We start from the raw sequence: 24,611 nt of genomic DNA, 5'->3' as shown, positions 1-24,611 counted from the left end.
TTTTTATGCGTAACATATTTATAACAATGGGAATTAGTTGCATGATGGGACTTTCCGCAGCATCCTGCCAGAGTGGGGATAAAGACTACACCAATCCCGATTTACCTGTATCTGAGCGTGTATCCGCCTTAATGTCTCAAATGACATTGGAAGAGAAAGTAGCCCAAATGTGCCAATACGTAGGATTGGAGCACATGAAGAAGGCAGAAAAGGACATGTCCGCCGAGGACTTGAAGCACAGCCATTCGCAGGGATTTTATCCCGGACTGCACTCTTCGGATGTAGAGGAGATGACAAAGAAAGGAATGATTGGCTCGTTCCTGCACGTCGTGAAAGCGGAAGAGGCCAACTATCTGCAATCACTGGCACAGCAGAGCCGTCTGAAAATTCCACTCCTGATTGGTATTGACGCCATTCACGGAAACGGTCTGTATTGTGGTTCAACCATTTACCCCACTCCTATCGGACAGGCCGCCACGTTCGACCCTGCGCTCATTGAACGGATGTCTCGTGAGACGGCTGTCGAAATGCGGGCAAGCGGCATGCACTGGACGTTCACCCCGAACGTGGAAGTTGCCCGTGACGCCCGTTGGGGACGTGTGGGTGAGACATTCGGGGAAGACCCTTATCTGGTTGGACAGATGGGAGCGGCTACCGTACGCGGATTCCAGACGAAAGACTTTACGGGCGATGATAAGGTTATCGCTTGCGCAAAACATCTTGTAGGCGGCAGCCAGCCTGCCAACGGAATCAACGGTGCGCCTGCCGAATTGTCGGAAAGAACGCTGCAAGAGATATTTTTTCCACCTTTCAAGGATTGCCTGGAAGCAGGGGTGTTTACGGTAATGACGGCTCATAATGAGTTGAACGGGATTCCTTGTCACGGAAGCAAATATCTGATGACGGAAGTGCTGCGCAACCAGTGGAAGTTTGACGGGTTCGTAGTCAGCGACTGGATGGACATTGAGCGTATGCACGACTATCACAGCGTGGCAGAGACGCTGAAAGACGCATACCGAATAAGCGTAGACGCGGGAATGGGGATGCATATGCACGGGCCGGAGTTCTACGAAGCCATCATCGAGTGTGTACATGAAGGAAGCATCTCCGAAAAGCAGGTAGATGCCGCTGTATCCAAAATACTGGAAGCCAAGTTCAGACTCGGACTGTTCGAGAATCCGTTTGTCGACTTGAAGAAGAAAGATGAAACCGTATTCAACGCGGAACATCAGAAAACGGCATTGGAAGGGGCACGGAAGTCCATCGTCCTGCTGAAGAATGAGGGTAATATGCTGCCGTTGGAAGCCTCTAAATACAAGAAAGTATTCGTCACCGGACATAATGCGGACAATCAGTCTATCCTGGGAGACTGGGCTATGGAGCAACCGGAAGAGCATGTCACTACTGTGTTGGAAGGCCTGAAAGCTATCAGTCCCGAAACGGCTTACAACTTCCTCGACTTGGGCTGGAATGTCCGTTTATTGTCCGACAGCCAGATTAAGGATGCAGTGCAACGGGCACGCAACTCTGACTTGGCAATTCTTGTGGTAGGAGAAAACTCCATGCGTTACCACTGGAACGAGAAGACTTGCGGAGAGAACAGCGACCGTTATGAGCTTTCTTTGCCGGGACGTCAGCAGGAATTGGTGGAAGCCGTAGCGGCTACGGGTGTTCCTACGGTGGTGATACTTGTCAACGGCCGCCCGCTGACTGCCGAATGGATTGCCGAAAATATGCCTTGCATCATCGAAGCATGGGAGCCGGGAGTGGCAGGCGGACAGGCATTGGCGGAGATTCTCTACGGAAAGGTGAACCCGAGCGGCAAACTGCCGATTACTATTCCAAGAAGCACGGGACAGATTCAATGTATGTACAATCATAAATTTACCAACCATTGGTTTCCGTATGCAACAGGAAATTCATTACCTTTGTACGAGTTTGGTTACGGTTTGAGTTATACGACGTACAAATATGATAATCTCAAACTGTCTGAAGCGGCAATCACTCCCGACAAAAGCGTGGAAGTAACCATAGACGTCACGAATACCGGAAAGATGGACGGTGAAGAGACTGTACAGCTTTATATCCGTGACGAATATAGTTCGGCTACCCGCCCTGTGAAGGAGTTGAAAGACTTTGCCCGCATACCTTTGAAGGCGGGGGAAACGAAACAGGTTTCGTTTACTCTTACTCCCGAAATGCTGTCGTACTATGACGCTGATATGCACTATGGTGTAGAGAAAGGGACTTTCAAGATTATGGTGGGAGCTTCTTCAAGGGATACCGACCTGCAAAGCGTTATACTTACAGTGAAATAGAGATAGATATGAAGAAATTACTATGTGGACTCACCTTGTTCTTATCTGCCGGCAGCCTTTTTGCCGGCAGTAGCCTTGCTAGTAACAGCCTTGCCGGTAACAAGCCTGCGGGCAACGCAAAGGACATGTACAAAAAGACTTGGATTGACTTTAACAAGAACGGAGTAAAGGATGTATATGAAGACCCTGCCGCTCCCATCGAAGCCCGTATCGCGGATTTGCTTTCGCAGATGACGCTGGAAGAGAAGACTTGCCAGATGGCTACTCTGTACGGTTCGGGACGGGTGTTGAAAGATGCCTGGCCTACCGCCGGATGGTCACAGGAAATCTGGAAAGACGGTATCGGGAATATTGACGAGCAGGCAAACGGACTGGGTAAGTTCGGTTCCGAAATTTCTTATCCGTATGCTAATAGCGTGAAGAACCGTCATGCTGTTCAGCGTTGGTTCGTAGAACAGACGCGGCTGGGTATTCCTGTCGATTTTACGAATGAGGGAATACGCGGATTATGTCATGACCGCGCAACGATGTTCCCGGCTCAATGCGGGCAAGGTGCCACGTGGAACAAAAAGCTTATCCGGGAAATAGCGAAAGTCACTGCAGATGAGGCGAAAGCGCTCGGATACACGAATATTTATTCTCCGATTCTGGACATTGCGCAAGACCCTCGCTGGGGACGTGTCGTGGAGAGTTACGGGGAAGACCCTTATCTGGTGGGTGAGTTGGGCAAACAAATGATTCTCGGTCTGCAAGGTGAAGGAATCGTTGCCACTCCCAAGCATTTTGCCGTGTACAGTATTCCGGTTGGCGGACGTGACGGTGGTACACGTACCGACCCGCACGTGGCTCCGCGCGAAATGAAAACTTTATATTTGGAACCTTTCCGCAAAGGTATCCAGGAAGCGGGCGCATTGGGTGTCATGAGTTCATACAACGACTATGACGGCGAACCGGTGTCCGGCAGTTATCATTTCCTTACGGAAATCCTGCGCCAGCAATGGGGATTCAAAGGATATGTCGTTTCGGACAGTGAAGCGGTGGAGTTCCTGCACACGAAGCATCGTATCACCCCTACCGAAGAGGAAATGGCGGCACAAGTAGTAAACGCGGGACTGAATATCCGTACGAACTTCACTCCGCCACAGGATTTTATCCTTCCGTTGCGCCGTGCTATCAGTGAAGGTAAAGTGTCTTTGCATACGCTCGACCAGCGTGTCGGTGAAATTCTCCGTGTCAAGTTTATGATGGGACTTTTCGACAATCCGTATCCCGGTGATGACCGTCGCCCGGAAATGGTGGTACACAGTGCCGCCCACCAGAATGTTTCCATGAGAGCCGCCTTGGAGTCTATCGTGCTGCTGAAGAACGATAAGGATATGCTGCCGTTATCAAAAAGCCTCAGCAAGATAGCCGTTATCGGCCCGAATGCGGAAGAAGTGAAGGAACTGACTTGCAGATATGGCCCTGCCCATGCGCCTATCAAGACGGTATATCAGGGAATCAAGGAGTATCTGCCCGGTTCGGAAGTACGCTATGCGAAGGGGTGCGATATTATTGATAAGTATTTCCCGGAAAGTGAATTGTACAATGTTCCGTTGGATGCACAGGAGCAGGCTATGATTGATGAAGCGGTAGAACTGGCTAAAAACTCGGATGTAGCTATCCTTGTGTTAGGCGGAAATGAAAAGACTGTCCGTGAAGAGTTCTCACGTACTAACCTCGATTTATGCGGACGTCAGCAGCAACTACTGGAAGCTGTATACGCTACGGGGAAACCTGTCGTACTGGTAATGGTGGACGGAAGAGCGGCTACTATCAACTGGGCAAACAAGTATATTCCTGCAATCGTTCATGCCTGGTTCCCCGGTGAGTTTATGGGAGATGCCATTGCCAAAGTTCTTTTCGGAGATTATAATCCGGGCGGTCGCCTTGCTGTCACTTTCCCGAAATCCGTAGGGCAAGTTCCTTTTGCCTTCCCGTTCAAGCCGGGTTCGGACTCTAAAGGTAGAGTACGTGTCGATGGTATGCTTTATCCTTTCGGATATGGGTTGAGTTATACTACTTTCGGTTATTCAGACTTGAAAATCTCGAAGCCTGTCATCGGGCCGCAGGAAAACATCACTGTTTCGTGTACCGTAAAGAATACGGGAAAAAGAGCGGGAGATGAAGTGGTTCAGCTTTATATCCGGGATGATTTCAGCAGTGTGACTACCTATGACAAGGTACTGCGTGGCTTTGAACGCATTCATCTGCAACCGGGAGAAGAACAGACGGTTCATTTCACCCTTACCCCGCAAGATTTAGGATTGTGGGACAAGAATAACCAGTTCACCGTAGAACCGGGAAGTTTCTCGGTGATGGTGGGGGCTTCTTCGCAGGATGCCCGGTTAAAAGGAAGTTTTGAAGTTCAGTAAAGCCCCAAAAATCCGATAAATCCAAACCTGTTTACAATGAAGAGTGGGGAAGCACCGAACCAATCCGGTTCAGGCTTCCCCACTCTTCATTTCTCTCTATTTATTCCTATTTTCCTATATATCTTTTTCGCCAATATTTGCCTTACAAGGGATATTCCTCAAAAGCATACAAGATGGTAGACAAATAACGTTCTCCCGTATCTGGCAATAATGCCACAATCATCTTCCCTTCATTTTCGGGACGCTTCGCAAGTTCTGCAGCAGCATATACGGCAGCTCCCGAAGAGATGCCCACTAACAAACCTTCCTGCTTTGCCAACTCACGGCTCGTGCGAATAGCGTCATCATTCTGTACCTGGATGACTTCATCCACAATGGAAACCTTATAATTCTTCGGAACAAAACCGGCGCCGATTCCCTGAATCTTGTGCGAACCGGGCTTTCCACCGGACAGTACCGGAGAATCGGATGGTTCCACCGCCACTATTTTTATACTCGGGTCGCGCATCTTCAGTGCTTCGCCTACACCGCTAACTGTCCCGCCAGTACCTACTCCGGCCACAAAGATATCGACTTTCCCCTCGGTATCTCTCCATATTTCCAGGCCGGTTGTGCGTAAATGCGTGGCGGGGTTAGCAGGATTCTCAAACTGCTGCAAGATAACAGACCCCGGAGTGGCTGCTTTCAACTCTTCCGCTTTGGCTATGGCTCCTTTCATTCCGTCCGCACCGGGCGTCAGAACCAGTTCCGCCCCCAAAGCCTTGAGAAGATTACGCCGTTCGACACTCATTGTGTCGGGCATAGTCAATATCAGCTTATATCCCTTGGCGGCAGCTACGAAAGCCAACCCTACCCCGGTATTCCCACTGGTAGGCTCGATAATGGTAGCTCCCGGCTGCAAAACACCTTTTACTTCGGCATCTTCAATCATTGCCAACGCCACACGGTCTTTTACACTCCCCGCCGGATTGAAGTATTCGAGCTTCACTACCAGGCGAGCCTTCAGACCATTACTCTTATTATAATTGCTGAGTTCCAACAACGGGGTATTACCTACCAAATCCGTCAATTTTCTTGCTATCTTTTCCATATATATCTGTTTTTAATTTCCTCTGTTTTAATATAGTACAAAGATAGGACGGATTCTGTTCAGGGAAAATACCACAGATGTGGTAATTTCATACCACATCTGTCTGAGTGAAAAGCCGGTTATACCTAAATCTTCTTATTTTCTAAGATTCTTTACCGATTTTCTGATAACGCAGTAAAGCTTCCAAGAAGTAATAATCGGCATAGACCAAAGGAACATCTATCTCTTTTCCATGCGGCAGACTACCCGTAGAATGCATTAATAAAAAACCTGCATTACTCCCCGGTACTGCCCTGTACTGCTCTGACGCCAAACTATGAATCATCGTAACAGCCGAATCATAATATTCCGGATTCTTCGTATATTGATATAGCTCAAAAAGGGCAGAGGCGGCAATAGCGGCAGCAGAGGCATCCCTTGGAATATAGCCTATCCTTGTCTCATCAAATTTCCATTTCTTTGTATATCCGTCTTGTCCCGCATTAAAATCCCACAAAGGAACCTTGTCTTCCGGCAAGGACGGGTTATGCAAGAAGAAATCAGCCATCTTCTGTGCAACGGACAAATACTTTGAGTCTCCGGTTTCCCTATATACCATTGTAAAACCATAGATTCCCCATGCCTGCCCTCTCGCCCAAGCCGAATTGTCGGCATATCCCTGGGCAGTGGCACGGTCCCTGACTTCGCCCGTTATGGTGTCATAATCGACTACATGGTAACAACTGAAATCCTCACGGAGATGATTCTTGATAGTCGTGTTGGCATGTGTGACAGCCACATCATAATACTTTTTGTCCCCGGTTTCCCTGGCTGCCCAAAAGAGCAACTCAAGATTCATCATATTGTCAATAATCACAGGAAATTGCCAGATTATCGTGTCATGATGCGATTTGCCCCCTTCCCATGACTGAATGGAATGGACGTTCGGATTATACCGCGTCATCAATGAATTCGCCGTCTGTACCAGAATGTCCCTGTAACTCTCATTCTTTGTCAAGGCAAAGCCTTTGCCAAAGCTGTTGTACATCATAAAACCGACATCATGGTCTTTCGTATTAGTTCGGTTCGGTTCAAGAGGCAATGTCCATTCCACTGCCTTCTCTTTCCAACAGCTATCATTGGTGAACTCGTATAAGAACCACAAAGTGCCCGGAAAAAAGCCGCTTGTCCATCCGTAAATATCCGTCGTAGACAAACTGCCGTCTTTTTTCGTACTCCTGGGATACCGCCCGTTCGTATCACCCAAAGACTCCAGCATATAGCGGGTTTGTTCACATGCATAGTTCATATTTTCCCCGATAAATTGCTTTTTACTATCTGTACCCGTACAACCCGCCAGTAAAAGCAATATCAAGCTATAAAAAGCGAATCTGCTATTTCTCATTTTCATTCCTGTCATTATATTCCTACTCACTTTCGTTAAACAAAAGCGTTCCTAATCCCAGACATTGCGCGTTCCAGCTCTCACCACCTTGCCCGCGTACTTTCTCCACCACTTGGCGGGTATATTCCAGTTCCGATTCCGGAAGACCTTTCCTGTTATAATAATGATTGTACACCATCTCATAGATAGGTTGGAGTTTTCCCCTGTCCGTAGCCGAGATAGAACTTCCGTACACATTTCCCTGGAAAGGGACATCGTCATTGCCCAGATTGTATTTCGCCATATATTCAAAACCTTTCAACAAGCGGTTGTCCATGCTTCCATACAAATCAAGCCCCTGCTTCCATGCCACTTCACAGGATTCTGCCAGTCCGCCTATTCCGTATTGGGCATGTGTCTGATCCCTGCCACTTTCAAAATTCTGTCCGGTTTCATAGATGTTATTCTGCAATGTACCGTTGCTGCCTTCGGTTGTTGAAGTATAGAAAGTTATCGCCCTGTCGAAAATCTCCTTATCATCCAAAAATACGCCGACTGCCAGATGCATTTTGGTAATCGCAGTATCCCAGTTTCCTGCACGTCCGCGTTTCCAGTCTTTAATCAGCTCGTAAAAGACATCTTTAAACATCTTTTCCGCCCGCGCTATATCTTCTTCTTTCCATCCTGCCTCCGTATAACGAAGTATTTCGGCTGCATTTATCAGATTGAAACCATACCATGCCGACATCAACATATCATCTCCGCCGGTGAAAGCCTTCAATGTGCCCGACCAGGCATTCAATATCTCAATCGCCTTGTCTGCATAACGCTGTTCTTCCGTGATAACCCACATCAAAGCACAGTGGTATGCCATCTGCGAATCACCGCTCATCGCTCCCGCAGCAGTACTGTTCACCCCTTCCGTCCTTTCCACTTCCGCATAAGGTCCCTGTACCACATAATTTACGTTCGCATCGCCTTTCAGCAGTTCATAACCCAGTTTCCAGGGTTTTGCATAATAAAAAGCCTGTTTCTTTATCCTTGCCATATCCTCATAGGTGAACAGGATGCCCGGATGCGAGAAAACCTTGACCACTTGCGGCTTCACTTCCTCTTTCGGAGAAATGATAATATCCTTCATATCATCGGATGAATCACAACTTACCGCTGCGAAAAGCAATAATAGAAATGCCCAATATCTAATAATCTTATTCATATTCAAGTATATTTTAATAGTTTACTTCCACTCTTTCAACGGAGTTATTTTATACTTCGCTTTTGTATTCCGGGGAATCAGTTTCACGCAATATCTGGCTTGTGCCAAGGCAGGAATCGAAGTTTCAAAACCAATCAAAGTTACTCCGTCATTAGGTTCATCATAGGAGTTGGAAGACTTGGCAGGAACACTTCTCAACTTTATCTTCTGATTGGACTCTACTTTAAATATCATTTTCTTACCTTTCTCGGTTAGTTCCAAAGTACAATCATTGAGTTTTCTGACAGCGGCTCTGGTAACCATCGTCCAGGTCAGTTCCGTCGGTTTGTCCAGTGTTTCGATTTCATCCTGCACTACGACAAAACGATTATCAACAACGGCAATTCCTCTGTTGCACGATTTCACCTGACTCTTATAGGCATTCGACAAGTCTGAAACAAGATGCATGAAGCCGGCAGAGTCTCCGTAACTGTCAATACGGATATAACCGTTCACATTCTGCTTCTTATGGTCAAACGCCAATGTGTTGTGCGAGAAATTGTTGTACCGGTAAACATCCCATCTCTGTGAGTGCTGCTTTCTGTTCCACAAGTCAATTCCTACGGTTTCCAAAGATGTATAGTCCTGCGGCCCGAGGTCAATCGCCCAACGTACGCCGTCCGCTTCCATAATGAATGAACCTATATCCATATGGGAATGGTTGGCTCCGGCACGTCCGGTCTTAAGCCCTACAAATATGGCATCAGGGTCAGTCCAGGAAGTTCTCATAGAGCCTACCGGAGTCACGCCCTGTCCAACCCATAAGTTGCGAGACGGCGGAAGAATATGTTCCAAGTCGATATTCTTTCCCCATATCATCAATGCCGGCAGGATTCTGTTCTTAGCGAATGAGCTGCCTTTCTTTTTTGTGAGATAGTGGTACTGGCTCCACAAAACAGTCGAATCATGCATCTTGTCCGCAAACCAGAAAAGGGTAGGATTCAAAGAGGTGGCATCGCCACTGTCACCATAATTGAAGCTCTCCTTTGAAGGAGTAATCATATTCTCTATGAAATAAGCGGAAGGCAGGAAACCTTCCATTGAAGACAGTCCGAAGTCCGTATGAAAGAGCTTTTCGACAGCAGACAGGAAGAGTACATTGAAACTGGTGCCGTAAGACCAGTAGGTAAATCCTTCAGGATAAGCACCGTCCGGCGCATATCCTTTCATCGGCAAGGCAATAGAGGAAACAGCCCTGTCCACAACTACTTTTGCAATCTCCGGCATGTCTTCGTAAACCGCTATAGCACCATACGCCATTCCGGCGTTGCACACTTGATTCCAGTTATGACCGGAAGAAAGCCAACTATTATTGTCTGTACTGAAAGAAGTGTCTATCCCTTTCTTGATAATGGCATCTTTGATTTTAGTCCTCGACGACTCCGACAAATCATGGTATAGCCAGTCGTAACCAATTGCCATAGCCAGGGTCATTTCCGCCACATCTAAAAAGTGGGAAGGGTTCCAGTCTTCAAAATCAGCAATGGCAAGCATCTCCTTTTCCGCCCTTGCTTTAAACTGCTCGTCCGAAGTGATGCGGTAGGAATAAGAGAGATAGAAAATCCGTCGCAAAGCTTCGCGCGAGACTGCCAAAAGCCTGCGCCCTGTCTTTATCCGCTTCACAGCATCGACTTCAAACAGTTTCCGGGATTCCGACTGAATCACATCATCTATCTTTTTCCATAGCTGATTCTTTTCAATATTACCTTTTATTTGCTGAATATCACTGTCGAACAGCAATAACCGGGGATGCTCTCCGAAATCTGCCGCCTTATCCAAATGCTTCAATTGGGCACTGGCTTCTATCCCCCCACAGAGGGATAGAAGTATGTATAATAATAGAAATTTGATTGTTCTCATATTGTATATCCGATTAATAAAGTGTTCCTTCTATCGTGAGATTATAGATACCCATATTGTGAGTATAATCAGGATGTTGTATAATCCGTAATGCAACAGGCTCGTCCGAGATATTTTCCAACTCCCATGATAAGACCGTTACTTCATCTACCTCGTCACTAACGGCATAATCCTTCCATTTGTCATCGCCTACGCCTTTTATTTGAAGTACGGCTTTACTTTTCCGCTCAGTATCACCTGCAGTAATCTTCGCCACTATTGACTTGACTCTACCAAAAATCGGTGTTTCCAAAGCGCCGCCTTCAGCAAAGTTCTTCAACAACAGGCGCCCTTGTGTCGCACCGTTTGCATTCGCAGGGGGACGCGTAGTACTCTGCACACGTCCCTGATAAATCTTGGTACGTATGTTTCTTCCTTCCACTTCACGGTCAAAATACAACTCTTCGTAGAAAGTATTCCGGTCCGGATCCGCTCCTGTTTCAGTTACCTTATACAAATTCAGTTCCCTAAACCGTTCATCCATCAACGTCACATCGACTGCTTCTTCCGGCAACAAGTCTGTTGCTCCTTCTATCACCAAATCATAGATAGCCAATGAATTTCCCTTGGTAATAGCAGGGTCTTGCATAATACGAATAGCTACCGGATTGGCGGAAACATCATTCAATTCCCATTTTACAGGTGAATTTGCCGTAACATCCTCACTCATGGCAAGGTCTTTCCAATCGCTGGTTCCTTTATCCCGATACTGTATCAAGGCACGGGTAGCTACATCTCCGGCAGTTCCGGCAGAAAGAGCCAAAGAGATTTTACTTACTGAACCCAACACGGGGAATTCAATATATCCTCCGCCTGTCCCTATCTGCAAACGCCCCTTAGAGGTATTCTCTCCATAAATGGAAATACGATTCTCCGTATAATCAATACGGCATCCGTGCAGCCGCACTTTCAATACCTGTTCGCCTATGATCCTTTCGAAATAGCCCTCTTTGGTATTCCAGTTTCCTCCGGGGAAAACCGAACCGTCGCTAGCCTTAAAGATCTTTATACCTTCACCGTCATTATAGAACCCTTCATTGAACAAGGTGTTTTCAGGTGACGGCCCCGGCTCAACAGGAGATTCGCATAAAGTCCCTTCCAGCTTAAAATCATAGATTGCCAAAGCGGTGGAAGAGGTTGCCCCATCCGCAACAATCTTCACGTAAATCGGATATTTCATAATTTTCTTATCCAATACCCATTCACAAGCATTTGTGCCGGAAAGGAGCGGGCTTGTTGCGTAGACTTCCCAGTTTCCACCTTTTGCCTTAATCATCAGCACGACTTTTGTACCTGTGTTATCGACAGAACCATTGGCGGCTACCAGTGAGATTTTCGAAACACTGCCCAACAATCCCGTCTCTATGGCTCCGGTATTGGCATCCAACAGAATACGTCCGTCCGAGGTCGTACTGCCATTCACTGAAACGCCGGGAGCATCCGGTTCCAGACGACACTGTGCCAAAAACACTTTCAGATTCAAATCCTGAATAACCTCGTCGGATATAGTTCTTTCAAAATAACCGTTGGAAAAAGAAGCGGGAAACGGCTGGCCACCCGATGTCAGATAATTATTCTTATCATCAAATTGCTCATCCAGTACAGTTACAGGCTCAACCACTACCGGCGGTATCACCTCTCCGAGCTCATCTTTCTTTATCACATCGTCATTATCACTACAAGCTACTGCAGCAAAGAGAAAGATGATTAACAGATAGATATTTTTTATATAGTTTTTCATATCAGACTATTTTAAAGTTAAACGCTTTATCGCAAAACTCATACGTTTCAGATTACTACTTGTCTCGTTGATATACAAATAGGCGATATACTTCCCGTCATGACTTTTTATCAAGACTCCCTGGTCTTGTCCTAACTCGTAAGCATGTGCGGTCACTCCGTCCAATGCAGCCTGGCGCAAATCTATCTCATCGACATAGATAGTAGGCACTCCGCTGGTCTTCAGTTGACCGTCAGGCCAATACCTTTTCTCCATCAACGTGCGGTTGGCTGCTCCCGACGGGATTTCAACAGGATACAAATACCCTTTTTCATTGGACGGAGATACCAGCCCGTGGGCAAACGACCATCCGGAACCCATTGTCGGCTTGTAAGTATAGATAAAATCAATCTTGCCGGCAATACCCATTTCTTCTACTTGAGCCACGGAGTAAGACTGCATCGTCTCCAAAGAGAAACAACTTCTTTCTCCGGACGACAATGACAGATTCTTAAAGATTTCCACATTGCTCACTGTATATTCAGGAGACTGGACAGTAGCTTCACCTGTTCCGGTAATACTGCGGAAATGGAATTTTATCTTACTGCCCCGGGCAACTTCGGGCACAACATAGAAATAACGTATAGTCGCAGCAACCGTATCAACAATATAGGCTTTGGAAACAGTTCCTTCCGTGCTTGTCTCCGTAGCAATACGCACTTCCTCTTCTTCACCGTTATCCGGATTGGTGTATCTGCTATTTATGGCAATCCCGGTTCCTTCGGCACCCGGGAAAGACGCTGTAACCTCCACTGCTTTTATCGGAGTGCCATCCGTAGAACCTATTGCGTAGGCAAATTCCAATGTATTTCCTACCAGAACCGGTCCTACATCTTTCCGTAAAAGGTCATTTCTCAAAGGACTCTCATCATCAGAACAAGACGAACAGAACGCTACTGCAACAGCATAGAGCAGTAAATACAGCGAAAACCAACTTATCTTTTTCATATCTTTCTTTATTCCTTTTCAACAACAATAATCTTATATTCCTTATAAACCTCCCCGCTTCCGGAGATAACAGTATATTTCACCGGTACGCTGAAGTCAGTCCATACTCCCATTTTAGGAGTGACGGTCGCTTCGGGAGCCAGAGAGCAACGAGGTTTCAGGTGAGCCCGGTTCACTCCGTTCTTGACTTCCACATTGATAATCCCGTTCGCGTCGTCAATGTTCACCTGCGTAGCGACATTGCGGTTGTCAGCCGTGTATAACTGTACAGAACTTATGTAAGCATCTGCCCGGTCTGTCACCTGATACACTTCTTCGTCGGTATCGCAAGCTCCCAGGACAACGGTCAGGAATAACACCTTTACAATTGATATGATATGTGTTTTCATTTCTCTATATTTTAATTATAACCATGGTTTATTCTGAGTCAGATTAGGATTCAACACACGCTCATCCTCAGGGATATTATAGATATAATACCTGGGGAATGTACGGTCTGTCGCGTTCTTATATTGGTCTTGAATAAAGTCATTCAATGTGCTGCGCAATTCCCTTCCGTTCGGATAGTCCCATACCTTTTCCGCAAGACGCCATCTCCGCAGGTCAAAGAAACGCTGCCCTTCGGCCACAAACTCAACGGCTCTCTCCTGCTTGATAGCATCAAAGAATGTCTCCTTAGTCTTGAATTTTTCACGGTTCAAAGCCGGAAGTTTTCCTCTTCCCCTAATCTTATCAACCAGATTGAACAGTTCGTCCGATGGCCCGTAAAGCTCGTTCATCGCTTCGCAATACATCAGCCAGACATCCGGCAAGCGCATCAGATAGAAATCCTGCGGGCCGTTAGACCTGGAATAGCCGGCATATTGTCTCACGAATTTGCGAAACATATATCCCGTCCTGCTATCATTATAGTCCAGATAGCCATTCTTATTACCGAACATAAAAGGCACGCTGTCCCCAATCGTCATTCCATCGGGAGTGATGGTACGCATTTTCTGTCCGTTCCAAACGATAGTACTACGCATGCGGTAGTCACGCCCATCGTATGTTTTAGGGTTCGCTGAACCATTGGTCAAGTTTTGGTTCTTATTCAGAATGACCGGTTCGACATAATCACCGGTTTTAGTACTTTGATACAAGTTTACCAAGTAATTTGTCGGTTGCATATTTGCCCATCCATTCAGGACGCTCCGGTTTCCGAAGATTTTGACGAATTCTTCACCTTGCCCGATATTAGGCCCGCCATACTGGATGGAGAAAATGACTTCCGAGCATTTTTCATTTTCCAGTGTAAAGAGTTGGAGATAGTTCGGATTTACATATTCTCCGGGAGCACCGTCCTTAAACAGTTGGAGATTATAGGCAGGTTTCATCACCTCTTTAAAATTACCGATGGCTTTCTCATAATATTCTTTCGCTTCCGACTCACTTTGCTGGAAGTTATCCACTTCAGGACGTCCGTTTTTCTTCCAGCAAGCCCAAAACAATTCCAATTTACCTTTGAATGCATAAGCCGCCACTTTAGTTGCCCGCCCCTGGTCGTCACTCGATTCATAAGAATCGGGAAGCACTGATATGGCATAATCATAGTCATCCATTATAAAATCCCTGACTTGGGTAATCGGTGTTCTTGCAATGCTATACGCTTCTTCCTGCGTGGGTACATGATCCAGATACTGGACATCCCCATATAAGTCAATCATAAGCGCATAATGAAGAGCCCTGATAAATCGTACCTCTCCCTCGTACCGTTTCAGCAGGTTCAGGTCTTTTTCCGTAACCGCTTCCGACTGCATCCTGCGTAGCTGCATAATGGCATTATTTGCCCTGTTGATAGAAGCATAACACTTATTCCAATAATCGGAAGTTATCGACTGGCTGTTCGCATTCTGAAAATAAACGAGGTCTGCATTAGGATAACAATCCAGCCTATAAAACAGTCCGAATGCATTCCTCATTGCGTTATAAACAGCGTTCACCCCTTTCTCCGCATCTTCGGTCGTTTCCCAAAAAGTGTCCGCACTAATTTTTGTTGTAGCCGGATAGTCAAGCAAATTATTAATGCAACTAGCCTGCACTAATAAAACGACCAGTAATAATATACTATTGATATGTCTTTTCATATTATATAGTTTTAAAGCGTTACATTTATACCTAAAGAATAATTCTTCATGAGCGGATAAGGTATTTCCGAACCGCTTTTAGGAAGTTTCTCCGGATCCAAACCCGGCCATTTAGTAATCGTAAACAGATTCTCCGCCGATATATGGATACGTGCCGAGCTCACACCTATATATTTAAGGAGTTTCGAGGGTATCCGGTATCCTAACTGGATATTCTTCAGTCTGATATAATCACATGAATACAGCCAGAAAGTGGATTGTTCCTGATTGAATCCGCCGTTACTGCCTGATGTCAGGCGCGGGAATTTCGCTCCCCGGTTATCGGGCGACCAGGTATCCAGATGGTGTTCCTGAAAAGCATAACGGGACGTGTATACGTTTACATTATTGAAGTTATCCAGCCAGAAGTTCTTTCTTCCCGCATTACCCTGAAAGAGCATGCTCAAATCAAATCCTTTCCAGTCTGCATTGAAGTTGATACTGAAATCACTCGTAGGGATGTAACGCATGCTATTGGGCATGGCTACCTTGTCATTGCTGTCAATCACTCCGTCGCCATTGATATCTTCCATCAATAAATCTCCGGGAGCCAGGTTATCATTCTGATAAGGAGCATTAGCTATCTCTTCCCATGTCTGCGCGATTCCGATAGCCTTGTACGTATAAACCATTTCGTAGGGATATCCCAGGAATTTATCTCCGCGCCCTAACCGTTCATTCCATTTAAGCAACTTATTCTTATTATATGAATAGTTGATTCCGATACCATAGGAGAAGTCACCTATCTGGTCTTGCCAGGAAAGGGAGATTTCGGCTCCCCGGTTTCTCATTTCCCCAATATTCCGGTCAGGTGCTTCCAGCCCCGACAGGAGTCTGGATACTTGTCCCGGACGAATCATGCTCGTTGTCAGTTTATTATATAAGTCCAGTTCCATCTTCAGGCGGTTGTTAAAGAAAGAGAGTTCCAGGCCCAAGTTGGTCATAGCGGTAGATTCCCAGGTAAAGTTCGGGTCAATCAGTTTATAAGGGGCATATCCTTCTACCAGTATGTTATCTCCGAATGTGTATGGATAAGAGTTATAGGTATCTTTCTGATAATAACGGTCTACACCGGAATTGTTCCCGACTTTTCCCCAGGACATTCTGATTTTCGCGTTAGAAACTACATCCTTCAACGGTTCAAAGAATCCTTCTTCCGAAAAACGCCATGCGGCAGATACGGAAGGAAATGTTCCCCATTGGTGTCCCTTAGAAAATTTGGACGACGCGTCCCAACGTACCAATGCCTGCAACATGTATTTGTCATGTATATCATAATTCAATTTGGTGACAATAGAACGCAAACCTTCTTTACTGGACGAACCGCCGGTAGACTGGGTAGTCACTCCCGCACCATCTATTTCCGTCAGGTTCGGGTGGAACCTGTCATTCCGCGAACTGCTTTGTGACCTTTCGTGCCAGTACTCCTCGGAGTATATAAACTGGAAACGCAAATTGTGTCCGCTGAAAATTTCCTGGTTATAGATAGCGTGCAAGTTCAGAATTGTTTTTGTACGTTCGCGCGTATAATCCGTGATACCGGTACTCTTTGTCACAGTCTCATAGCCAGGCAATCCTGTCTGGAAATTCTGCAGAATAGTAGGCATACTCCACGATTTTGTAAAGTCATTCCGGTAGGTCAGGCCATAATCTGCCCTGAACTGGAGAAACGACAAGGGTTGCCACTCCAGAAAAGCCATACCGTTAAAGTCCTTACGCTCCAGCTTATTATTGTTCACGCTATACTTAGACAAAAGGTTAGTAGCCAGAATATCTTCACCATATGCCATCGCACCGCCATACTCTCCCGTAACCGGGTGTTGCGGCAAGATACCCGCCACTGTTCTGACCATCTCCCATGTAGAAGCATTTCCATAAGAGAGCAATCCTTCGTCCAACGGATATACCTGGTCCGACCACTGTCCTGCTGCGTTCAAGCCTACCTTAAAGTGGTTGCCTACTTTTTGGTCTACATTCACGCGGAAAGAATAGCGTCTGTAATCATTGTTAATCATCAAGCCTTCCTGGTCCAGCAAACCGATAGACAGATAATAAGTCCCTTTCTCATTTCCGCCTGTAGCAGACAAGCTATGATTTTGTGTAAAAGGAGAACGGAAGATAACATCCCACCAGTCGGTATTAGGATACAGCACCGGGTCTACCATTCCCTTGGCCATCCATTCGTCAATAGTTCCGTCCTTATAAATAGCACCGCTATTACCGTTTGTCGCTGCCTGGTTATGCAATGTCAGTGCCCTCGGATAGTCAGCAAGGAAATCATAGAAACCGGTAGCTTTTCCAACGGAGAAATTACCCGAATAATTCACATTCACCCGCCCGGACTTACCTTTCTTCGTTGTAATCAAGATAACGCCATTAGCCGCTCTTGAGCCGTAGACCGCTGATGAAGAGGCATCCTTCAATACAGATATGCTCTCTATGTCGTTCATGTCAATTCTGTCTATTTCTATATCGGGAATACCATCCACCACAATCAAAGGAACCGAGTTATTGACCGTACCCAATCCGCGTACTCTCAAAGTAGCTCCATCCTTACCTGCCATGCCACTGGACTGCTGTACCATCAATCCCGGCACTAATCCGCTTAATGCAGTGGAAGTGCTTGAAATAGACCTGCCGGATAACTGCTCGTCAACGGATACCATCGACACCGCCCCGGATAAGTTTACTTTCCGTTGCGCACCATAGCCGACTACTACCACTTCTTTCAGCAAATGAGAGTTTTCTTTCAGAATAACGGTCAGTTCCCTTTTCCCATTCACCGGTTTCTCTATCGTTTCATATCCTATATAGGAGAAAACGACAGTAGATGATGGCTCTACATTATCCAAATGGAACTTTCCGTCAATATCAGTGATTGTACCTTGCGAGGTTCCCTTTATGAGTACGGACACACCAATCAGGGGCGTTCCTTTCTCATCAATAATAGAACCGTTCAACCGTTGCAGCTTTTCTTTCGACTGAGTTTTAGGAACAATTGAAACAACCCGGTTCTCATTTATCTTGTAATCCAGAGAAGTGCCGGACAGGATCTTCTGCATTGCGTATTCTATCCCTGCATTCTCACATTTGACAGAAACCGGTCTATCCAAATCTTTCAGGTTCTCCGAATAGAAGAAACGATAATCAGTCTGCTTTTCAATATTCCCGATTACCTCTCTGACAGGGAGATTAGTGACATTCAAAGTTATTTTTTCCCGTTTCGACTGTTGCCCGTAACATTCGGAAGTGAACATGACAAGGCAACAAAACAGGCATAGGAATCCCGCAATTCTTGACTGCAAGAATTTTACTTTCAGATATTTTTTCATATCTTTGTGAATAAATTGTTTTTAATAATTAGTGATTAGGACAATTTAATTAAGGTCGAAGGAATTACCCTTTTCTTCGACCTTGCATTTTTCTCGGTCAGATGTGTCTCATAGGCGTCATATTAATTTATAAAGTTAAACATTTTAAGGTCAATTGCTCATTATCTTTTCAAAGTCTCTACTTCGCTGCTTATCCATTCTGATCTTAATCACTCCCTGTTCCCAGCAATAGTCAATAGGAGCCGTATCCCTCATCAAGTCGAGTGTTTGCTGTATCGTTTCATCCATCAGGATTCCAGTAAACTTATAGTGTTTCAACTGTTCGTCCTGGATACTTATCTCTACTTTATACTTGCGTTCCAGTTTCTTGACTATACTTTCTAATGTCTCCTTCTGAATTATCCATTTAGGGTCTTTCCAGGATGTGTATAACAGGGTATTCACATCTTTCTTAAGTTCTACCTGTATATCATCCTTATTTTTCTTACAAATCAGGACGGTTTCGTTCGGTTTCAAGTAGACTTCAGGAATTTCCCGGCCCGTATCAGGCTTCACTTTCACAGAGCCTTTAACCAGCGTCGTTTCTACAATATCCTCGTCATCATATGCTTTCACATTGAAGCTGGTTCCCAATACTGTTATCTCCGTTCCTTTGGCGGAAACGATAAATGGCTTCTTATCTTTCTGTACTTCCAGGAAAGCTTCTCCGTGCAGTTCAATCTTCCGCACTTCAGTTCCGAAAGATTTGGCGTATGCGATGCTACTACCCGAATTCAATGTCACAACAGAACCATCCGGCAAACTTAAAACGGACTTGGAACCTAAAGGGGCATTTACTTCAGTAATGCCGTCTATAAGACTATCAGTACGACTTCCCCATTCATAAGCAGCCCAGCAAGATACTGTGAACAAGATGACTGCAGCAATATTCTTCCACACCAACAAATACCTTCTCTTTTGCACAGGGCGGGCATGAGATTTTCCCTTGATAGTATCCATCACCCTGTCGTAGGCAGAATCCATATAATTATCAGGTTTCATATTCCTTGCGACCAGTTCGATGGTATAGGCTTCCCTGAAATAGCGTTTATTCTCCGGATTTTCCAGTATCTTTTTCAGTTCAGTCCGTTCCTTTTCCGATAATCCTTTTTCAAAGAAAGAAGATATCAGTTCATTTATCCTATTTATGTTATTATTTTCCTGCATATATATTAAAGACGATGTTGGTTAGAAAAAGGGTGGGTCTAAATCTGAAAAAAAATAAAGATTAGCAAGATTCCCAGTTTTTTCCTTAAAATAAGGATGGCTTCACGCAGATTGGATTTCACCGTATTTACGGATATATTCATCTTTTGGGCAATCTCACTATATTTGAGTTTTTCAAAACTTCGGAGCTTTAAAGTTTCCTGATAGCGTTGTGGAAGTTCTTTTATGGCAGTAATGATACGGGATTCATCTTCTTGGGAGATAAGATAGTCTAACGGATTCTCATCCAAATCTGCCAACGTATAACATTCTTCCACCGGGAAAAATTCTTTCTGAGTGCGCAGATAGTCAATGCAGGCATTTTTCACTGTTTGCAGTAAATATCTTCTCACAGCAAATTCCTGGATATTCTCCATATTTGCCCACAACTTGACGAAAGACTCGCTGACGATATCTTCTACAATACATGTATCTTTCACATATCCACAGGCGAAATAATAGAGCTCTTTGTAGTATTGAGTAAAGAAGGATTTAAACCTCTCTTCCTTCATCCAATCTGCACTTTTTCCCATTCCAATAGTATAACAACTTAAAGTTCAACGTGAATTCGAGATGAAGCAAAGTTACTTAAATATATTATTTAGGGAAGACTTTCTATACTTTTTTTGCTTTGATGAAAAAGATGATGCTTATAGAAACATTCTAAACGACAATCTCCCACCCGAAAATATACCCGAAAGTATATCCCGGACAGGAGACCACCATAATAGACAAAACTACCAGTCTGTCCTTTTCTAAGGTTTTCTTTAAAATCCCTCTCTAAAGCTTCTTGATGGAGAAGTCGGCAAAACGGATTTCTTCGTCACGCAACTGGTCTTGCCAACTCCGGTTCTCGCCCAAATAACGATAAATACCCCATTTGGGACGAAGTCCCGTACAGTCCGTGCGCCACATATCCATTTTTTCAGGGCCGAACTTTAAGAGTACCTTTCCGTCTTTGATACGTGTGATGGTTACTTCATACGAACCGTCTTCACCGAAGCAGGCTTTTTCTTCTACCTCTACCCAGTTGCCGAGAAAACCGGCAAGGTCTGTATTGGCAAGGGTAGTAGTGCTTCCGCCACGTTTGTCATAACGTACGCGCAGTTGCTGACCACCCTTGCTGCCGCTGTTGGAATAAGCAGTCAGGGTGATAAGCGGAGAGCCGACGTCTGCCGTGCCCGATGAATTATCAATGCCCTTCAACTGGTGAAGATGGGAGAATTTGGTCGTCGTCTGAAATCCTGCCGGCAAACAGAATTTCCAACGGAATGCCATAGTCTCCCCATTTTGCCCGACAAGGCTTTTGGGTGATTTGTTATCCGTCTTTATCTCATTACGCTGACGGTCGGTGATATTTGCCAGTCCACGGTCATCATCTATCGCAGCATGAATAAAGAAAGCGAATACATACTTATCCAACTGGTTGTCATGCACCTGCTGAATATGCTGAAAATGCGCAGCCTTATGTTCGCGCGAAGAGTCGGGAGCTTCATGGTTATAGCCCGAACGTTTAATCAGATCATACGTTTTTTCGCTATTGCCGTCGGCAATCAATGTGCCGTCCACCGGTTGCTCCGGTTTTGGTTGTTCTTTATCATCTATCACTTCCGACGAACTGTTGGAGCAGGCGATAAAGGCAGAAAGGGCCAAGAACAGGATTCCTTTTCTCATCTGGATTTATTTAATATGATTGGTCAGGAAATCTACCGACTTGAAGAAAATCTCTTCCATCTTGTCCGAAGTCTTCGAACTGACGTTATGGTCATAGTACTCATACTTCAACAAGTCACAGACTCCCCCTCTTTTCTTTAAAGCCGATGCAAACATTTCGCTCTGCTCGCACTCTACTGTAACATCGCATGTGCCACATACCAACATGGAAGCGGGAACATTCTTCTTCGGAATCAGATTGACCGGAGAAGCTTCACGAAGCACTTTCGGATTCCGGTCACAGAAATATGCGATGCGTTGAGGATCTTTCGTCTTCATGGTGATAGCAGCCTTTTCCAAGTCATAAATACCGGAATAGCCGACAAAAGCCTTTGTTCCGGGAACGATCATTGCAGCCACCGCAGCCAAATGCGCGCCGGCAGAAGTACCCAGAAATCCGAAACAGTCGGGGTTAATGTTCAATTCTGCCGCATGTTCACGGACATACTTCACTGCGTCAAGAATATCCTGAATAGAGACTTTCACAGTTGCATCGGATTGCGGAGCCAATGTGTAGGAGACACGAACACCTGTTATACCTCTCTGTTTCGCCAAATACTGGGATAAAGACCTAGACGAACCGTTATTGCCCCGTGCCCATCCGCCACCGTGGATGTAAACCACAAAAGGAGCAGGTTTATCCGTCTCTGCAAAGTCTACTGTGAGTGTCAGTTCATAATCCTTATGTTTCTTGTAAACAATGTCCTTGGTGGTTACTCCTTTGTAGTCCTTGCTTTTCAAGCGGTCTGCCTGATAGGTATAGGGAACCATCACGTCGGGAATGGTATTCACATCAATGAACTTTGCATATTTCTTGGCATACAGCAACGAATAAGAACCGTCGTCGTTCCGCGTCATCTTCATGCCGTAACGGTTGGAGAACTGCTGTAGTTGAGCTTCCTGCGCAAGGCAGAGAAGCGGTAGCATACACAAACAAAGAATCAGTTTCAATTTCATGTTATCACTTTATATTAGGTGAGGATAATTTTATTTCTTCTTCAGATTTTATTTCTTCTTTAAAATCAGATACGGTATCGTTTCCACATCAGACGTACTGTATTTCAGACCGATGCGCTTTGCCGTATCGACATATTTCTGATTGCCCAATGCCGTTCCCGCTTCATAGAGAAGAATGGCAGCACGGGACTGGTCGAAAGGCTTAATCTGTTTGAATTTCCAGCTTTCGGGATTCAGGTAATAGGGGTACAGATACTCTACTGCCTGTGAAGCCACTTTCCCGTTCGAAGCGGGGGTGCTCCATAAGTTGATGCCTATCTGGCTCGTGATCTGGTTGGCTTCCATCAAGGCTTCCAAAGCGAAAGTTGAATAATGCAGGGAGAGAGTTCGTTTCAACTCCTGAGGCAACGAACCGTCATCGGCAATCTGCGCACCCATTTTGGGAAGGATACTTTGTTCAGCCACTTCGCGGATGCGGTCGGTACGATCCAAGTAAGCCAGTACCATCAAATGGATGGCTTCGTACCACAAGCCATGATTGTTGGCTGCATGAGATTCCCTTTGCCCTTGCGTGCTGTTCTCCATCCAGTAGCAGAAAGCGGTAGCCCATTCATCGAGTTTTTTCTTGTCCGAGGGAGTCCAACTTTCAGAGCCTTCTATCAGTTTGGCAATACCCAACGCACGGCTGAAACGGCGCGAGTCAATAAAGCCCGAACCTCTCATTTTCTTCATGCCCGGCACGGTTTGGGCGTAAGTCATATTCGGGTTCATGCCTAGTTCCGGGTCTGTGAACCATGTTCTTAAATGATCGGTACATGCTTTGGCGTAGACTTCTTTTCCAGTGATATAATAGAGCACCCCCAGACAGAAAGCGGCATCGCCAAAACGGTTGGCATTCTCACGTTCGGGGTATTCGTAGACTTCAGGATTGCGTTCACCGTCTTTCCGGATGTAGGGAAGTCCGTCTATTTTTGTAGAATCAGGCCACCAGTAGGGAGATAAGGTCATATAATCCCGAGGATCTTTACTGGGGGGTAGTTTCTTTTTGGCAGTTACCGACAGAGGAGTCATCTTTATATATTTCTCTGCCACCTTTTCCTGAAGTTCAATGTACCGGGTGACTTCCTTGTCACCTTTCTGATAGTCGTTTTTTAGCTGTTCAAGCAATGTTGCATTAAACGGGCCTAAGGGGGCGGCATTCAGTATCCCCCAACAGAGGCATACAGCCCATATGGCAAAGATTCGTCTCATAAATATTTTCTTTAAAGTAGGTAAGTATGTCATTCGGAACGAAGCGATGAACCTGCTCCCGGTATCTGCCAAAGAGCAGATTCTTCACTATGTTCAGAATAACGGTATCAGATTTCTTCCTTAAGAGAAGAAACAACCACCGTTAATATCAATGTTCGTACCTGTCAGGTAAGAAGATTCGGAGCAGGCGAGGAAGCAAACCAAGTCGGCAACTTCATCGGCAGTTCCTTCACGACGCAATGCGTAGGAAGCCTTCATACGTTCGCGGTTTTCCGGCGTATTGAAGCGGTCGTGGAAAGAAGTGGCAATCGTACCCGGACAGATAGCGTTGCAACGGATTCCCTGAGGGCCGAGTTCCTTCGCCATGGAACGGGTAAATGTCATTACCGCACCTTTCGCGGTTGCATACATGGAAGCTCCGTTGCCACCGCCGTCGCGTGCAGCCAATGAAGAGAAGTTGACGATAGAGCCGCCTGCCGGCATCATCGGAACCACTTCACGGGTACAGAGGAATACGGAACGCATATTGACATCCATCAGGAAGTCATACCAGTCTTCGTCCTGTTCGGTGATTTTCTTACGGCCTACAATTCCGCCTACTACATTCACCAATACATCTACCTTGTCGCCAAATGCCTTGTTGCACTCTGCAAAAAGATTCTTTACCGCAGCAGCCTTTGTCATATCACCCTGAACAGCGATTGCTTCGCCACCGACGTTTTTAATCAATGCCAGTGTTTCCTGTGCATCGGCTTCATTGTCGAAATAGTTCAGGCAAACTTTTGCGCCTTCTGCTGCCAGTTTCACTGATATTGCACGACCAAGGTCGCGCGCGCCACCTGTCACGATAGCTACTTTTCCTTCTAATTTCATAATTGTCTTGT

Annotated in this window: 17 protein-coding genes; 2 read left to right on the top strand and 15 right to left on the bottom strand. The window is 45.6% G+C overall.

Annotation, left to right across the window (positions count from 1 at the left end):
* Positions 1-5 precede the first annotated feature (5 nt).
* Both BQ7997_RS15405 and BQ7997_RS15400 read left to right on the top strand, forming a co-directional pair.
* Positions 6-2,318 (top strand): glycoside hydrolase family 3 N-terminal domain-containing protein, encoded by a 2,313-nt coding sequence (locus BQ7997_RS15405; protein WP_073347117.1) that lies wholly within the window; start codon positions 6-8, stop codon positions 2,316-2,318.
* Between the two features lie 8 nt (positions 2,319-2,326).
* Entirely contained in the window at positions 2,327-4,732 is a 2,406-nt protein-coding gene (locus tag BQ7997_RS15400; RefSeq protein ID WP_073347116.1) for a glycoside hydrolase family 3 N-terminal domain-containing protein, read from the top strand.
* Positions 4,733-4,874: 142 nt separating this feature from the next.
* On the opposite strand, the gene cysK is transcribed toward BQ7997_RS15400, so the two are convergent.
* The 15 genes from cysK to BQ7997_RS15325 form a co-directional block, all read right to left on the bottom strand.
* A complete protein-coding gene (gene cysK, locus BQ7997_RS15395; protein ID WP_044654537.1) occupies positions 4,875-5,822 on the bottom strand; it encodes a cysteine synthase A in 948 nt (315 codons plus the stop codon).
* Between the two features lie 142 nt (positions 5,823-5,964).
* Positions 5,965-7,206, bottom strand: coding sequence for a glycoside hydrolase family 88 protein (locus tag BQ7997_RS15390; RefSeq protein ID WP_073347463.1), 1,242 nt, complete (start codon positions 7,204-7,206; stop codon positions 5,965-5,967).
* Between the two features lie 22 nt (positions 7,207-7,228).
* Positions 7,229-8,401: an alginate lyase family protein gene (locus BQ7997_RS15385; protein ID WP_073347115.1), complete on the bottom strand. Its 1,173-nt coding sequence runs from the start codon at positions 8,399-8,401 to the stop codon at positions 7,229-7,231.
* A 21-nt stretch (positions 8,402-8,422) separates the two neighbouring features.
* Positions 8,423-10,300: a heparinase II/III domain-containing protein gene (locus BQ7997_RS15380; protein ID WP_073347114.1), complete on the bottom strand. Its 1,878-nt coding sequence runs from the start codon at positions 10,298-10,300 to the stop codon at positions 8,423-8,425.
* 13 nt (positions 10,301-10,313) lie between these two features.
* On the bottom strand, positions 10,314-12,080 hold the full coding sequence (locus BQ7997_RS15375; RefSeq protein ID WP_073347113.1) for a hypothetical protein: 1,767 nt from the start codon (positions 12,078-12,080) through the stop codon (positions 10,314-10,316).
* 6 nt (positions 12,081-12,086) lie between these two features.
* Positions 12,087-13,067 carry a DUF4466 family protein gene (locus BQ7997_RS15370; RefSeq protein ID WP_022137446.1) on the bottom strand — a complete coding sequence of 327 codons (981 nt, stop codon included), beginning with the start codon at positions 13,065-13,067 and terminating at the stop codon, positions 12,087-12,089.
* 8 nt (positions 13,068-13,075) lie between these two features.
* Positions 13,076-13,456 carry a hypothetical protein gene (locus BQ7997_RS15365; protein WP_022137447.1) on the bottom strand — a complete coding sequence of 127 codons (381 nt, stop codon included), beginning with the start codon at positions 13,454-13,456 and terminating at the stop codon, positions 13,076-13,078.
* Positions 13,457-13,471: 15 nt separating this feature from the next.
* Positions 13,472-15,190, bottom strand: a complete 1,719-nt coding sequence (locus BQ7997_RS15360) for a RagB/SusD family nutrient uptake outer membrane protein (protein WP_044655818.1) — start codon at positions 15,188-15,190, stop codon at positions 13,472-13,474.
* 11 nt (positions 15,191-15,201) lie between these two features.
* The gene (locus tag BQ7997_RS15355; protein WP_210436307.1) at positions 15,202-18,561 is read right to left on the bottom strand and encodes a SusC/RagA family TonB-linked outer membrane protein; all 3,360 of its coding nucleotides are present in this window, start codon (positions 18,559-18,561) and stop codon (positions 15,202-15,204) included.
* 150 nt (positions 18,562-18,711) lie between these two features.
* The gene (locus tag BQ7997_RS15350; RefSeq protein ID WP_073347112.1) at positions 18,712-19,767 is read right to left on the bottom strand and encodes a FecR family protein; all 1,056 of its coding nucleotides are present in this window, start codon (positions 19,765-19,767) and stop codon (positions 18,712-18,714) included.
* Positions 19,768-19,805: 38 nt separating this feature from the next.
* Entirely contained in the window at positions 19,806-20,339 is a 534-nt protein-coding gene (locus tag BQ7997_RS15345) for an RNA polymerase sigma factor (RefSeq protein ID WP_083589253.1), read from the bottom strand.
* Positions 20,340-20,586: 247 nt separating this feature from the next.
* A complete protein-coding gene (locus BQ7997_RS15340) occupies positions 20,587-21,480 on the bottom strand; it encodes a polysaccharide lyase family protein (protein WP_073347111.1) in 894 nt (297 codons plus the stop codon).
* Between the two features lie 6 nt (positions 21,481-21,486).
* Positions 21,487-22,476, bottom strand: coding sequence for an alpha/beta hydrolase (locus BQ7997_RS15335; RefSeq protein WP_073347110.1), 990 nt, complete (start codon positions 22,474-22,476; stop codon positions 21,487-21,489).
* A 48-nt stretch (positions 22,477-22,524) separates the two neighbouring features.
* Positions 22,525-23,727, bottom strand: coding sequence for an alginate lyase family protein (locus BQ7997_RS15330; protein WP_073347109.1), 1,203 nt, complete (start codon positions 23,725-23,727; stop codon positions 22,525-22,527).
* A 120-nt stretch (positions 23,728-23,847) separates the two neighbouring features.
* Complete coding sequence (locus BQ7997_RS15325) at positions 23,848-24,600, bottom strand: SDR family NAD(P)-dependent oxidoreductase (protein WP_008641349.1); 753 nt, start codon at positions 24,598-24,600, stop codon at positions 23,848-23,850.
* Positions 24,601-24,611 lie beyond the last annotated feature (11 nt).

Origin of the sequence: Bacteroides congonensis (assembly GCF_900130125.1) — a bacterium.
Taxonomy (GTDB): domain Bacteria; phylum Bacteroidota; class Bacteroidia; order Bacteroidales; family Bacteroidaceae; genus Bacteroides; species Bacteroides congonensis.
This window is presented reverse-complemented; position numbering and strand designations above follow the sequence as displayed.